The 13894-nt window shown below is 69.2% G+C and carries 13 protein-coding genes and 1 pseudogene; 8 read left to right on the top strand and 6 right to left on the bottom strand.

The window, feature by feature from the left end:
* The 4 genes from cofD to E3O67_RS11595 form a co-directional block, all read right to left on the bottom strand.
* Positions 1-971, bottom strand: a 971-nt coding sequence (cofD, locus tag E3O67_RS11610) for a 2-phospho-L-lactate transferase (protein ID WP_135102758.1), incomplete at its 3' end; no start/stop codon positions are given.
* The gene (locus E3O67_RS11605; RefSeq protein WP_134433230.1) at positions 968-1882 is read right to left on the bottom strand and encodes an ABC transporter ATP-binding protein; all 915 of its coding nucleotides are present in this window, start codon (positions 1880-1882) and stop codon (positions 968-970) included. The genes E3O67_RS11605 and cofD, both read right to left, overlap by 4 nt.
* The gene (locus tag E3O67_RS11600) at positions 1873-2940 is read right to left on the bottom strand and encodes a putative F420-0 ABC transporter permease subunit (RefSeq protein WP_370260451.1); all 1068 of its coding nucleotides are present in this window, start codon (positions 2938-2940) and stop codon (positions 1873-1875) included. The genes E3O67_RS11605 and E3O67_RS11600 overlap by 10 nt, the downstream gene beginning before the upstream one ends.
* A gap of 120 nt (positions 2941-3060) precedes the next feature.
* Positions 3061-4056 (bottom strand): putative F420-0 ABC transporter substrate-binding protein, encoded by a 996-nt coding sequence (locus E3O67_RS11595; protein ID WP_241979404.1) that lies wholly within the window; start codon positions 4054-4056, stop codon positions 3061-3063.
* A gap of 486 nt (positions 4057-4542) precedes the next feature.
* Here E3O67_RS11595 and E3O67_RS11590 point away from each other — a divergent pair, with 486 nt between their 5' ends.
* The 5 genes from E3O67_RS11590 to E3O67_RS11570 all read left to right on the top strand — a co-directional run bounded on the left by E3O67_RS11590 (position 4543) and on the right by E3O67_RS11570 (position 10951).
* Positions 4543-5391, top strand: a complete 849-nt coding sequence (locus E3O67_RS11590; protein ID WP_135102757.1) for a nitrilase-related carbon-nitrogen hydrolase — start codon at positions 4543-4545, stop codon at positions 5389-5391.
* A gap of 11 nt (positions 5392-5402) precedes the next feature.
* Entirely contained in the window at positions 5403-6839 is a 1437-nt protein-coding gene (gene hydA / locus E3O67_RS11585) for a dihydropyrimidinase (RefSeq protein ID WP_135102760.1), read from the top strand.
* A 12-nt stretch (positions 6840-6851) separates the two neighbouring features.
* Positions 6852-7868 (top strand): TIGR03842 family LLM class F420-dependent oxidoreductase, encoded by a 1017-nt coding sequence (locus E3O67_RS11580; RefSeq protein WP_134433236.1) that lies wholly within the window; start codon positions 6852-6854, stop codon positions 7866-7868.
* Positions 7869-7973: 105 nt separating this feature from the next.
* Positions 7974-9308 (top strand): aspartate aminotransferase family protein, encoded by a 1335-nt coding sequence (locus E3O67_RS11575; protein ID WP_241982140.1) that lies wholly within the window; start codon positions 7974-7976, stop codon positions 9306-9308.
* Positions 9309-9436: 128 nt separating this feature from the next.
* Entirely contained in the window at positions 9437-10951 is a 1515-nt protein-coding gene (locus E3O67_RS11570) for a CoA-acylating methylmalonate-semialdehyde dehydrogenase (RefSeq protein ID WP_134433238.1), read from the top strand.
* A gap of 118 nt (positions 10952-11069) precedes the next feature.
* Here E3O67_RS11570 and E3O67_RS11565 read toward each other — a convergent pair whose 3' ends face one another.
* A complete protein-coding gene (locus E3O67_RS11565; RefSeq protein ID WP_134433240.1) occupies positions 11070-11993 on the bottom strand; it encodes a LysR family transcriptional regulator in 924 nt (307 codons plus the stop codon).
* 137 nt (positions 11994-12130) lie between these two features.
* Here E3O67_RS11565 and E3O67_RS17630 point away from each other — a divergent pair, with 137 nt between their 5' ends.
* A complete protein-coding gene (locus tag E3O67_RS17630) occupies positions 12131-12253 on the top strand; it encodes a hypothetical protein (protein WP_255408580.1) in 123 nt (40 codons plus the stop codon).
* A gap of 53 nt (positions 12254-12306) precedes the next feature.
* The gene (gene pyrE / locus E3O67_RS11560; RefSeq protein WP_134433242.1) at positions 12307-12855 is read left to right on the top strand and encodes an orotate phosphoribosyltransferase; all 549 of its coding nucleotides are present in this window, start codon (positions 12307-12309) and stop codon (positions 12853-12855) included.
* A gap of 49 nt (positions 12856-12904) precedes the next feature.
* Here the strand turns inward: pyrE and E3O67_RS11555 are convergent, their stop codons facing one another.
* Positions 12905-13654 (bottom strand): hypothetical protein, encoded by a 750-nt coding sequence (locus E3O67_RS11555; protein WP_135102756.1) that lies wholly within the window; start codon positions 13652-13654, stop codon positions 12905-12907.
* Between E3O67_RS11555 and E3O67_RS11550 the strand changes: the two are divergent.
* Positions 13653-13894 (top strand): annotated as a pseudogene (locus E3O67_RS11550) (hypothetical protein); the annotation flags it as partial. The gene E3O67_RS11555 and the pseudogene E3O67_RS11550 overlap by 2 nt on opposite strands.

The raw sequence follows: 13894 nt of genomic DNA, 5'->3' as shown, positions 1-13894 counted from the left end.
GCCAGCGCCTCCGCGGCCAGCGCGGCGGTCGTGGGGGCGTCCCGCATCCAGAGCGGCACGGCGACGGCGCGGATGCCGGCGGCCGCCAGCGCGGGCAGCGCACCGGCATCCGTCTCGTCCACCAGCCACCCGTCGAGCACACCGTTCGCGGCGCGGGAGCCGTAGTGCAGGCCCACGGCCTCGGCCGAGGTCGGCACGCCGATCGTGTTGAGGCAGGCGTCGGCCATGCCGCGCACGGCCGCGCCCGCGATGATCGGGGAGACGCCGACGACAGCGGCGGCGGTGGAGCGCAGGGCCTCCCGAATGCCCGGGACGGCGAGGATCGTGCCGACCGAGACGACCGGGTTCGACGGCGGCAGGATGACCAGGTCCGCCGTCAGGATGGCGTCGACGACGCCCGGCGCGGGCACGGCGGACTCGAGCCCGACCTGCACGAACTCGGTCACCGGTACGCCGGCCCGGTAGCGCACCCACCACTCCTCGAAGTGGATCAGCTCGCCGGCGCGATGCTCGTCGGCATCCATAGCCAGCCGGGTATGTGTCTCGACCGGGATGTCGCTCATCGGCAGCAGGCGGGCGCCGGGCTGCCAGCGGCGGCAGAGGAACGACGTTGCCTCGCTCAGGGTGGACCCGCCCCGGAGCAGGTCGCTGCGCACGATGTGGGTGGCCAGGTCCAGGTCGCCGAGCGTGAACCAGGACCAGCCGCGCCCGTAGGCGGCGATCTCCGCGGAGGCGCGGCGGGACTCGCCCGGCCGCCCCCAGCCCTGCTCCTCATTGATGCCGCCGCCGAGGGTGTACATCACGGTGTCGAGGTCGGGGCAGACGCGCAGCCCGTCGAGCCACATGTCGTCGCCCGTGTTCACGATCACGGTCACCGTCGCATCCGGGTCGGTCGCGGCCAGGTGCTGCAGCAGCCCGCGGGTGAAGCGGGCGCCGCCGATGCCGCCGGCCAGGACCGTGACGGCCGTCATCGGCTGCCTCGTCCCTGCTGGGTGACTTCGGTTTCACGGCTGGGCGGGAACCCCGGAATAAAGGCGGACGGGGAGAACACGATCACCGGATGTCCGCCGCGGGGATGCGGGATCACGTCACAGTCCACGCCGTAGACCTCCGCGATGGCCGATGGCGCCAGCACCTCGTCGGGGGTGCCGGCCGCGACGAGCCGGCCGTGGTGCAGCAGCAGGATCTGGTCGCAGAACGCGGCCGCCAGGTTCAGGTCGTGCAGTGCCATGATCGCGGTCAGGCCTGCGCGGTCGTCTGACCTGGGACCGGAACCTGAGCTCGACGCGGCACCCGCGCAGAGCCCGCGCACCTGCCCGAGCAGCCCGAGCTGCGCGCTCACGTCGAGGTGGTTGTTCGGCTCGTCCAACAGCAGCAGGCTCGGCCGCTGGGCCAGCGCCCGGGCGATCTGCGCACGCTGCTGCTCGCCGCCGCTGAGGGTGCGCCAGGCCCGGTCGGCGAGATCGGTGCCGCCGACCATGGCCAGCGATTCCTCGGCGACCCGGTGGTCGTCGTCGCCGCCGAAACTGCCGAGCACCCGGCTGCGGTGCGGGATCCGGCCGAGCAGCACGACCTCACGCACCGTGAGGTCGACGCTGGGCGCGGCGTTCTGCTCCAGCAGCGCCACCCGCCGGGCCGTCTCGCGGCGGGACAGACCCGACCCTGCACGGGTTCGCGCCCCGCCGACGGGCGCCCCGTCGAGTTCGACGCCGCCGGCATCCGGTGTCTCCAGCCCCGCGATCAGGCGGAGCAGCGTGGATTTGCCGGCACCGTTGGGCCCGAGCAGCCCGGTCACCGCGCCCGTGGGCACGACCGCCGACACGTCGGTCAGAATCGGGGTGCCGTTGATGCGGAACGACACCCGGTCGAGGATCACGACCATGCGGCGGCCTTCCTGCTCTTGATCAGCACGATGAAGACGGGAACGCCGATCAGCGCGGTGATGATGCCGACGGGCAGCTCGCGCGGGTCGAAGACGGTGCGGGCGAGGGTGTCGGCCACGATCAGGAACAGGGCGCCGAGCACCACGGTCAGCGGCAGCAGGCGGCGGTGTCCGGGTCCGCTCAGGCCGCGCACGAGGTGCGGCAGAATCAGTCCGACGAAGCCGATGGCCCCACTCACGGCCACCATCGCGCCGGTCATCAGCGCCACCGCTCCGAGCAGTATCCACCGGGTGCGGTTGACGTTGATGCCGAGGGTCGCCGCGGCCGTGTCCCCGAACGTGAATGCGTCCAGGCGGGTGGCCGAGAGCACGATCCCGGCGCCGACCAGCACCAGGGCGGTGCCCGAGATGACGACGCTGGACCATGAGCTGCCGGCCAGCGAGCCCAGCAGCCAGTTGAGGATCTCCCGGTAGGAGTCGCCCTTGGCCGCCCAGAAGATGATGAAGGAGGTGGCGGCTCCGCCCAGCTGAGCGATCGCCAGGCCTGACAGCACCGCGCGCCCGGGGGTGATCGTGCCGCCGACCCTCGCGATGCTGAGAGTGGCGACGAGGGCGGCTAACGCGCCGAGGAACGCCGCGGCCGGCAGCGCGACCGCAACGCCGAGGATGATCACGCAGACCGCGCCGAGGGAGGCGCCGCTCGAGAGTCCGAGCAGGTACGGGTCCGCCAGTGGGTTACGGGTCACCGACTGCATGACCGCGCCGCTGAGCGCGAGCCCCGCACCGACCGCCGCCGCGGTCAGCACCCGCGGCAGGCGCAGCTGCCACACGATCGAGTCGGTCAGCGGGGCCACCTCGGCGGCGCCCGGCAGGCCGAGGTGTGCGGCGAGGCTCGCGGCGACATCCGTCAGGCTCACGTCCGCCGGTCCGATGGTCACGGCCAGCCCCGCCGTGAGCAGGAGCGCCAGAACCGATAGGGCGAGCCACGCAAGGTAGCGCGCGCGCCCGGCGACGCGACGGCGCTGGGCCGCCGTGCGCTCCTCCTGCTGCAGCTCCACCCGATTCACCTGCCTGGTCCGTTCCGCTCTGCCGTGCTGAGTGCTTCCCGGTTCCGTTGTGTGGCCCGGTTCCGCTTCGTGGTCCTGTCCTGCTGTGTGGCCCGGTCGGTCGCCGGGCAGTTAGTTCGCCGTCGTCGGGTCGAGCGCGGCGAGCTGTTCGATGCTCGATGCGGCTGCCTCGACGTTGCGGATGCCGGCCTCGGTGGCCGCGAACGGCAGCACGATGTAGCGCTTCGCCTGCACGGCATCGAGCTGCTGGGTGGCCGGGTTCGACTCGAGGTTCGCGATCTTCGACGCGGCGGTGTTCCAGGTGGCGTCGACGAGAACGATCACGCTCGGGTTCGCCTCGATGACCGACTCCCAGCCGACCGAGGTCCAGGTGTCGTCCACGTTGGCGAACACGTTGTTGAGGCCCGCGGCCTCCATGATCATGTTGGGGGAGCCGATGCCGGCCCCCACGTAGGGGGTATCGGTGCCGCTCGAATACCAGAGCGCGGTCGGGGCCGCGTCGGTCGGGTCCAGGGCGGCGAGGGTTTCCTGCTGGTCGGCGACCAGGTCGGCCGCGGCCGCCTCGGCGCCGAAGATCGCGCCGGCCTCGGTGATCTCGTCGAACACCGAGTCGAAGGTGAGCGGGTCGGGCATGTAGCCCTCACCCTTGCAGGCCGCGGGGGAGACGTAGCTGCCGATCCCGAGATCGGCGAGGCCGGCGCGTTCGCCCACACCCTCGGCGGAGAAGTTGGACTCCCAGCCGCCGTAGACGAAATCGGGCGTGAGACCCAGAACGGCCTCCTGGCCGGGCACGAAGTCGCTGACCACGTTCAGGTCGGCACCGGCCTTTTCGAGGGATGCCGGCAGCGGCCCGTCGAGGAACGCCGAGCCCACGATGCGGTCGCCGAGGCCGAGCGCGAGCAGCAGCTCGGTCGCCGACGACTTGATCGTCACGATGCGCTCGGGCGCGGCGGCCACGGTCACGTCGGTGCCGCAGTTGTCGATCGTGACCGGGTAGCCGCCGCTCGCGCTCGCGTTCGGCACGCTGCCGGACTCTGTGCCGGACTCGCTCGCGGTACCAGCCCCGGCGCATCCGCTCAGCAGCAGCGCGGACGCGACAACGCCCACCGCTAGGGATCCACGGAAAAAGTGTGATGGGGACATGTTGCCGATCCGGTTCGGGGCCGCGAGAGCAGGCGAATCGTCGGTATGAGCGCGTCATAGCGACGATTCACCCACTCCCGCGAGCGTCGGGAGAGCTGCAGGGCAGGGAGGGTGCGACCGAGGGAGTGTCGGCGACCTGTCGCTCAAGTCAGAGGCGACTCAACCGGTCAGAGCCAACCGGCGGTCTTCTTTCAGCCTAGGCCAGAACGTCGGCACGGCCCATCCCGCGCGCTCCGCGAGCGCCGCCGGCGCCGCGGGCACAGGAGGGCAGGCAGGCGACGGATGATCGGACCGCCCCGGGCGTGCCGGACCTCCGGTCGGATAGACCCTTGCCACCGGCTGATTCGCTCGACAGGATGAGGAACGCGCGTAACGAACACGAACCGTGACCAACACGAAAAGTGCCGTTCGGCCTGACGTTGTTCCATCCCTGGCGAATGTGGAGACAAGATGACTGTAGTTCGGGCAGCAATCACCCAGACCGAGTGGACGGGTGACCAGGAGTCGATGATTGTGAAGCACGAGGGTTTCGTGCGCACCGCGGCCGAGGCGGGAGTGCAGGTGATCTGCTTCCAGGAACTGTTCCACGGCCCATACTTCGGAATCGTGCAGGACGCCAAGTACTACGACTACGCGCAGAGCGTGCCGGGCCCGCTCGTGCAGCGGTTCCAGAAACTGGCCGCCGAGCACCGGATCGTGATCGTGCTCCCCGTCTACGAGGAGGAGCAGCCCGGCGTGCTCTACAACACGGCCGCCGTGATCGACGCCGACGGCACCTACCTCGGCAAGTACCGCAAGCACCACCTGCCGCACCTGCCGCAGTTCTGGGAGAAGTTCTACTTCCGCCCCGGCAACGCCGACTACCCCGTCTTCGACACCAGGGTCGGCAAGATCGGCGTCTACATCTGCTACGACCGGCACTTCCCGGAGGGCTGGCGCGTGCTCGGCCTGAACGGCGCCGAGATTGTCTTCAACCCTTCGGCCACCAAGCCCGGCCTGTCCAACCGGCTCTGGGAGCTCGAGCAGCCGGCCGCCGCCGTCGCCAACCAGTACTACATCGGCGCCAACAACCGCATCGGCACCGAGACCGTGGAATTCGGTGACGACGCCGTCACGTTCTACGGCAGCTCCTACTTCGTCGACCCGCGCGGCAACTACGTCGGCGAGGTGGCGTCCACCGACACCGAGGAGATCGTCATCCGTGACCTCGACCTCGGCGTCATCCGCGAGGTGCGCAACTCGTGGCAGTTCTACCGGGACCGCCGACCCGACTCCTACGGCCCGATCGCGGCACCGTAGGCCCGGGGCACATCATGAAGACCCTGATCCAGAACGGAACCGTGGTCAGCGCGACCGGTCGGGTGCCGGCGGATGTCCTCATCGACGGCGAGATTATCGTCGCCGTGCTGGCGCCCGGCTCCACCCTCCTCGGAAACGACCTCGCCGCATCCGTCGACCGTGTGATCGACGCCACCGGCAGGTACGTGATCCCTGGCGGCGTCGACGCGCACACGCACATGCAGCTGCCCTTCGGCGGCACCGCGGCCAGCGACACCTTCGAGACCGGCACCCGGGCTGCGGCCTGGGGCGGCACCACCACCATCGTCGACTTCGCGGTGCAGAGCTACGGCCAGCGGGTCTTCGACGGGCTGGCGGCCTGGCACGAGAAGGCGGCCGGCAACTGCGCCATCGACTACGGCTTCCACCAGATCATCGGTGACCTGAACGACGACTCGCTGCAGGCGATGGACGGGCTGCTCGATGAGGGCATCTCCAGTTTCAAGCTGTTCATGGCCTACCCCGGCGTCTTCTACTCGGATGACGCGCAGGTGCTGCGCGCCATGCAGAAGTCCGCCGAGACCGGGCTGATGACCATGATGCACGCCGAGAACGGCCCCGCCATCGACGTGCTCGTGAAGCAGCTGCTCGCAGCGGGCAAGACCGACCCCTACTACCACGGCGTCGCACGCGCCTGGCAGCTGGAGGAGGAGGCCACGCACCGCGCGATCATGCTCGCCGACCTCACCGGGGCCCCGCTCTACGTGGTGCACGTGAGCGCCAAGCAGGCGGTGGAGCAGATCGCCACCGCCCGCGACCATGGTCAGAACGTGTTCGGCGAGACCTGCCCGCAATACCTCTACCTCTCGCTCGAGGAGAACCTCGGGGCACCCGGGTTCGAGGGCGCGAAGTGGGTCTGTTCCACACCGCTGCGCTCCCGGGCCGAGGGCCACCAGGACCACCTGTGGCAGAGCCTGCGCACCAACGACATCCAGATGGTCTCCACCGACCACTGCCCGTTCTGCATGAAGGGGCAGAAGGAGCTCGGCCTCGGCGACTTCTCGAAGATCCCGAATGGCATCGGCTCGGTCGAGCACCGCCTGGACCTGCTCTACCAGGGCGTCGTGAACGGCCGCATCACGCTCGAACGCTGGGTGGAGATCACCTCCACCACGCCGGCCCGGATGTTCGGCCTCTACGGCAGGAAAGGGGTCATCCAGCCCGGCGCGGACGGCGACATCGTCATCTACAACCCGAACGGCCACACCTCGATCGGCATGCCGGTCAACGGGAACGGCAGGACCCACCACATGAACATGGACCACTCGGCCTGGGAGGGTTACGAGATCGACGGGCACGTCGACACCGTGCTGTCCCGCGGCAAGGTCGTCATCGATGACGACTCCTACCTCGGCGCCAAGGGTGACGGCCGGTTCGTCAAGCGCGGCCTGAGCCAGTACCTGGTCTAGACGGGACACCAGATGGACTTCGGAGCAGTACTGCAGACCAACCCCCCATCCGCCCGCACTGTGCAACTGGCCAAACTGGCCGAGGCGCACGGCTTCAGCCACGTCTGGACGTTCGACTCGCACCTGCTCTGGCAGGAGCCCTACGTCATCTACAGCCGAATCCTCGCGGAGACGAGCAGGATCATGGTCGGTCCCATGGTCACCAACCCCGGCACCCGCGACTGGACAGTGACGGCGTCGACCTACGCGACCCTGAACGAGATGTACGGCAACCGCACCATCTGCGGCATCGGTCGCGGCGACTCGGCCGTTCGCGTGATCAACGGCACGCCCACCACCCTCAAGACCCTGCGCGAGTCGGTGCACGTCATCCGGGAACTCGCGAACTCCCGGTCGGTCGAGTACAACGGCGCGACCCTGCAATTCCCGTGGAGTCGCGGCTCGACCCTCGACGTCTGGGTGGCGGCATACGGGCCGCTGGCCCTCAAGCTCGCGGGTGAGGTCGGCGACGGCTTCATCCTGCAGATGGCCGACCTCGACGTGGCCGAGTGGATGATCACGACCGTACGTGAGGCCGCGGCCAATGTCGGTCGCGACCCTTCGGCGGTCAAATTCTGCGTGGCCGCGCCGATGTACATCGGCGACAACTGGGGCCACATGCGCAACCAGTGCCGCTGGTTCGGCGGCATGGTGGGTAACCATGTGGCCGACATCGTCGCCAAGTACGGCACGGAATCGCAGGTGCCGAAGGCGCTGACCGACTACGTCGCCGGCCGGCAGGACTACGACTATAACGAGCACGGTCGCGCCGGAAACGTTCACGCGGAGTTCGTGCCCGACGAGATCGTCGACCGGTTCTGCCTGCTCGGCCCCGCGAAGGACCATATCGAGAAACTCGAGGCCCTCCGCGCGATCGGCGTGGACCAGTTCGCCGGCTACCTGCAGCACGACAACAAGGAAGAGACGTTGCGCGTCTACGGGGAGACCGTGATCCCGGCGATGGCCGAGCAGATCGTGGCCAAGAAATGACCCGATCCACGCGAATGGTGCAGATTCGAGCCGATCACGGTCACACTGAAGGTGAGCGATCCGCGACCCCACCATCTCAACGCAGAGAGAAAGTACCCGATATTCGTGAATGACATCACTTCCCCCAGCGCCACGGCCAGCCGGAACGAGCTCGCCTACGACCTCGACCGGGCGCACGTCTTCCACTCCTGGTCGGCCCAGGGTGCCCTCAAGCCGCTGGTGATCGCCGGCGGGCAGGGCTCCCGGGTCTGGGACTATGACGGGCGCAGCTACCTGGACTTCTCCAGCCAGCTCGTCAATGTGAACATCGGCCACCAGCATCCGGCCGTCACCGCGGCCATCATCGAGCAGGCCGGTGAGCTCGCCACGGTCGCACCCTCCACGGCGACCCTCTCCCGCGGCGAGGCCGCCAAGCGCATCGTCGAACGGGCGCCGGAGGGCTTCAACAAGGTCTTCTTCACCAACGGCGGGGCGGATGCGATCGAGAACGCGATCCGCTTGGCGCGCCTGCACACGGGGCGCGACAAGGTGCTCTCCACCTACCGCTCGTACCACGGCAACACGGGCGCGGCCATCGTCGCAACCGGCGACTGGCGCCGGATCCCGAACGAGTTCGCCCGCGGGCACGTGCACTTCTTCGGCCCCTGGCTCTACCGCAGCGAGTTCTGGGCGACCAGCCCCGAGCAGGAGTCGGAGCGCGCCCTGCGCCACCTCGAGCACGTGATCCAGAGCGAGGGACCCGCGGGCATCGCGGCCGTGCTGCTGGAATCCATCCCCGGCACCGCCGGCGTGCTCGTGCCGCCGCCCGGCTACCTGGCCGGCGTGCGGGCCCTCTGTGACCGCTACGACATCATGCTGATCCTCGACGAGGTGATGGCCGGCTTCGGGCGCACCGGCAAGTGGTTCGCGTTCGACGGCTTCGACGTGGTGCCTGACCTGATCACCTTCGCGAAGGGCGTCAACTCCGGGTACGTCCCCACCGGCGGGGTGATCATCTCCGATTCCATCGCTCACGACTTCGACACCATGGTCTACCCCGGCGGCCTCACCTACAGCGGACATCCGCTCGCGATGGCGTCGATCGTGGCGGCCCTGGACGCCATGCAGAACGAGGGCATCGTGGAGAACGCGGCCCGGATCGGGCGCGACGTGCTCGCGCCGGGGCTCACCGAGTTGCAGGCCAAGCACCCGGTCATCGGCGAGGTGCGCGGGCTCGGAGTGTTCTGGGCGCTGGAGCTCGTTGCCGACCGGGAGACCCGCCAGCCACTCAGCGGCGCCGTGATGGGCCGGATCAAGGCGGAGCTGCTGGCCCGCAATCTGCTGCCGTTCCTGGCCGAGAACCGCATCCACGTGGTGCCGCCGTGCGTCGTCACCGACGCCGAGGTCGCCGAGGCGCTCGCCATCTACGACGAGGTCCTCAGCCTCGACCTGCTCGGCTGACCGCCCGCCCCCACACCCTCCCCACCTGCACCTTTCCGGTCGAGAGTGCCCGTTCCGCGGGTCACTCTCGACCGGAACGGGCACCCTGACCACAACTCGACGACGAGAATGAAGAGAGACGAACGCCCATGACCGAGACCGCCCTGACCGAACTGCCCGTCATCACCCACTGGATCGACGGGGCTCCCCTCCTGGGAGTCTCGACCCGCACCGCGCCCGTCTTCAACCCGGCGCTCGGCGCCGTAGCGAAGAACGTGCTCCTGGCCAGCAGCGTCGACGTCGACACCGCCGTCGCCTCCGCTCAGGCCGCCTATCCGCTCTGGCGCGACACGTCCCAGGCCAAGCGGCAGGGCGTCATGTTCAACTTCCGGGAACTTCTGAACGCGCGCAAGGGCGAGCTGGCCGACATCCTCACCGCCGAACACGGCAAGGTGACCTCGGATGCGCTCGGCGAGATCGCGCGCGGCCTCGAGGTCGTCGAGTTCGCGCTCGGCATGCCGCACCTGAGTAAGGGCGAGTATTCCGAGAACGTGTCCACGGGCGTCGACGTCTACACGCTGCGTCAGCCGCTCGGCGTGGTGGGCATCATCAGCCCGTTCAACTTCCCCGCCATGGTGCCGCTCTGGTTCTTCCCGATCGCCATCGCGGCCGGCAACACGGTCGTGCTCAAGCCGAGCGAGAAGGACCCGTCCGCGTCGAACTGGATGGCCGCCCTGATGACCGAGGCCGGGCTGCCCGACGGTGTGCTCAACGTCGTGCACGGCGACAAGGAAGCCGTCGACGCCCTGCTCGTGCACCCCGATGTGCAGGCGATTTCGTTCGTCGGCTCCACGCCGATCGCGAAGTACATCTACGAGACGGCCGCGCACCACGGCAAGCGCGTGCAGGCTCTCGGCGGCGCGAAGAACCACATGCTCGTGCTGCCCGACGCCGACCTGGACCTGGCCGCGGATGCCGCCGTCAATGCCGGCTTCGGCTCGGCCGGGGAGCGCTGCATGGCCATCAGCGTGGTGGTGGCCGTGGAACCGGTCGCCGACGAGCTGGTCGCGAAGATCACCGAACGGCTCCAGGGCCTCAGGGTGGGCGACGGCATGCGCGGATGCGACATGGGTCCGCTGATCACGGAGGTGCACCGCGACAAGGTGGCCTCCTACATCGACATCGCCAGGGCCGACGGTGCCGAGGTCGTCGTGGACGGTCGCGGCATCGAGGTGGACGGCGACGCATCCGGTTTCTGGCTCGGCCCGACCCTCTTCGACAAGGTGACAACCGACTCCGACGTCTACCTCGACGAGATCTTCGGCCCGGTGCTCTCCGTCGTGCGGGTCGCCAGCTACACCGAAGGACTCGACCTGATCAACCGCAGCCGTTACGGCAACGGCACGGCCATCTTCACCAATGACGGCGGTGCGGCGAGAAGGTTCCAGAACGAGGTGCAGGTCGGAATGGTCGGCATCAACGTGCCGATCCCCGTGCCCGTGGCCTACCACTCGTTCGGCGGCTGGAAGGACTCCCTGTTCGGCGACGCCAAGGCCTACGGCCCGGCCGGGATCGCCTTCTACACTCGGGAGAAAGCCATCACGAGCCGGTGGCTGGACCCGAGCCACGGCGGCATCAACCTAGGCTTCCCGCAGAACGCCTAGTACCCTGTCTTCTCCGCTCGCCACGGCCCGTATGGCCGCGAGTGCGGGTGAATCGTCGGTATGACCCTTCCTAACCGACAATTCGCCCGCATTCGCGGCCGGTGCATGGGCCAGAGGCCTAGGGGATGAGGGCGTGCTGGGCCTGCACCCGGGCGGCCTCGGTGCGCAGCACCTCGAGCACGGTGCGCACGGCCAGACGCTCGGCCCGGTCGGGGCGCATCAGCGCCACGATCTGACGTTCGGCGTCCACCCCGCGCAGCGGCTTGAGCACGAGCCGGCCCGGCTGGTCACCGCCCCAGGTGTACCGGGGCACCAGGGCGATGCCGAGGCCTGCCACGACGAACGCCTCGATCACCCGCAGGTCGGCGAACTGCTGGGCGACGGTGATCTGGCTGCCGGCCTTCTGCTCGATCTGGTGCAGGATGCGCTCGAACGGGTAGCCGGTCGGCGCGCCGATCCAGGTCTCGCCGATGACGTCCGCCGGGGTGATCCACGACCGGGAGGCCAGCCGGTGGTCGGCCGGTACCCCGACGTCGAGCGGCTCGGTCATCAGCGGAACCACCGTCAGCCCCCGGCCGCCCCACGGAAGCTGGCCGCGCAGGCTGTAGGCGAGCACGATGTCGTACTCCGCCGTGAGTGCGGGGAAGTCGCTCAGCTCCGGGTCCTTGTCGGTGCAGTTGACCACGAGTCCGGGCACGGCGGCGATGGCCTTCACCGCTCCGGGGAGCAGCATCTCACCCGCGGTCGGAAACGTGACCAGGCTCACCTCGCCGGTGGCGTCGTTGCGGAACTCGTCCCAGACCGCCCGGGCGCGGGCGAGGGCGACCGCGACATCCGTTGCGCTGCGGGCCAGGGCGCGTCCGGCATCCGTCAGAACGAGGCCGCGGCCGCTGCGCTCGGTGAGCGGCAGTCCGGCCTCGCGTTCGAGCACTTTCAGCTGCTGCGAGACAGCAGATGGCGTGCGGTGCGTGGCGCGTGCGACCTCCGTGATGCTGTGGCGTTCGGCCAGTTCGCGGAGCAGTTCGAGTCGTTGGACATCCATGTAGCAAAGCTACACACTCCGTGCAGAACAATGCGATTGTGCTGCAAAGTTAAAGATGGTGAAATAAATATGTCGAACTCGTGCAATGGTGCCTCCGTCTCCCCGACACTCAACCCCATTACCCGAAAGGTACGACCGTGTTTGTTCTTCTCGCCGTTCTCGTTCTCATCGTCATCTCTTCCGTCGTTGCCGTCGTCGTCGACGTGCACAAGGACGGCTTCCGTCGCGTGCCCGAGCGCAAGCTCGTTCGCATCTTCTAAGGGCTCGCTTGCCCTCAGGCTCTCCGACCGGCCGATGGCCTAAAGTTGGACCTGTGACGGACACACGCCAGCAGCTCATCGCCCACATCTCGGCCGAGGCCGTTTTCCATGGGGATTTCACCCTGACCAGCGGCAAGAAGGCGACGTACTACGTCGATCTGCGCAAGGTCAGCCTCGACCACCGCGTCGCCCCCCTGATCGGCCAGGTCATGCTCGACCTGATCGCGGACATCCCTGATGTCACCGCGGTCGGCGGCATGACCATGGGTGCCGACCCGGTGGCCGCGGCCATCCTGCACCAGGGTGTGGCCCGCGGCGCCGCGTACGACGCGTTCGTCGTGCGCAAGGAGCCCAAGGACCACGGCCGGGGAAAGCAAGTCGAAGGACCCGACCTCGCCGGTAAGCGCGTCGTCGTGCTCGAGGACACGTCCACCACGGGCGGCTCCCCGCTGGCGGCCATCGACGCGCTCCTCAAAGTGGGCGCGATCATCGCCGGCGTCGCCGTCGTCGTCGACCGCAACACCGGTGCCCGCGAAGTGATCGAAGCCGCGGGCTACCCCTACTACGCCGCCATCGGCCTTGAGGACCTGGGGCTGAACTAGTGCCCAAGGACGAGGTGCCCGGCGAAGACGGTATGGCGTGGCTGGCATCTCAGCTCGGTGATGGTGCGCGCCCGGCGCTGCCGGACGAGTACTCGCCCCGCCAGTCGCCGCGCTGGCCGAGAACCTCGCGCATCGTTCCACCGGCGCCCGTCGAGCCGACGACCCATACCGGCGTCTTCCTCTGGGGGCTCAAGCCCACCTCCCAGCCTGATCCTCGGCTCGCCAAGGGGGCAGCGGCACGGGCGGCGGCCGCTGCTGCTGCTGGTGGGGCCGGTGCGGCCCCCGTGATTCCCGCCGCTTCGGCGCCGTCGACGTCGGTGCCTGGTCCGCTGCCTGCGGGGTCGCCGTCTGCGGTGTCGTCGACCGCAACGGGATCCGTGCCGACCACGACAGCGGCCCTGTTCGTCGTGACGCCCGCGAATCCGGCGCGTGTGACCACGGCCGGTGCCGCCTCAGCCGGCAATGCGGCAGGTGCCGCCCGGACTGCGCCGTCTGCTCCCGTCGCTGCGTCTTCTTCCGTGGCTGCGTCTCTTCCTGTTTCTCCCTCTTCTCCTGCGTCTGCCCCTGCGTCGGCCTCTTCCGAGCTGCAGCCGGCCGCGTACGCGAACACGGCCGCTGCCGGATCGAACCCGTCGACCGCTGCGCGCACGGATGACCCGGCTTCGGAACTGACTCCGGCCGGCCCGCGTCCGCCTTCGGGCTCGGTGCCCGCCCGTTCGGTACCCGACCCTGTGTCGACCGAGGCACCCGCACCTTCGGCACCCGCACCTTCGCGGCCCGTCGAGGCTCCAGCGCCCATGCCGGTGCCCGGCGGGAACGGACCGGACCGTGCGCACGGGAGCGACGGCATCCGTTCGGTGGAAGCCGATCTCGCGCCGGCGCCGTGGTGGGCCAGCCTCGCCCAGTCCCCACTCGAGCTGACCCCCGAAGAGATCGCGGCCGCCGACCTGCTGGCCGGGCGCACGCCGCCGGCGCCGGCACCCGAGCCGACCCCGTTGCCGGCTCCGGTCTCCGCCCGCGGCCGTTTGCGGGCACGCCT

This window comes from Cryobacterium sp. TMT3-29-2, from assembly GCF_004564305.1.
Lineage (GTDB): Bacteria > Actinomycetota > Actinomycetes > Actinomycetales > Microbacteriaceae > Cryobacterium > Cryobacterium sinapicolor.
Note: the sequence above shows the minus strand (reverse complement) of the source record. Positions and strands in the feature narration are given on the sequence as shown.

Coding starts and splice junctions, on each gene's coding strand:
- E3O67_RS11605 (WP_134433230.1), bottom strand. CDS start 1,882: ATGGTCGTGATCCTCGACCGGGTGTCGTTCCGCATCAACGGCACCCCG.
- E3O67_RS11590 (WP_135102757.1), top strand. CDS start 4,543: ATGACTGTAGTTCGGGCAGCAATCACCCAGACCGAGTGGACGGGTGAC.
- E3O67_RS11580 (WP_134433236.1), top strand. CDS start 6,852: ATGGACTTCGGAGCAGTACTGCAGACCAACCCCCCATCCGCCCGCACT.
- E3O67_RS11570 (WP_134433238.1), top strand. CDS start 9,437: ATGACCGAGACCGCCCTGACCGAACTGCCCGTCATCACCCACTGGATC.
- E3O67_RS11565 (WP_134433240.1), bottom strand. CDS start 11,993: ATGGATGTCCAACGACTCGAACTGCTCCGCGAACTGGCCGAACGCCAC.
- E3O67_RS11555 (WP_135102756.1), bottom strand. CDS start 13,654: ATGGGCGCTGGAGCCTCGACGGGCCGCGAAGGTGCGGGTGCCGAAGGT.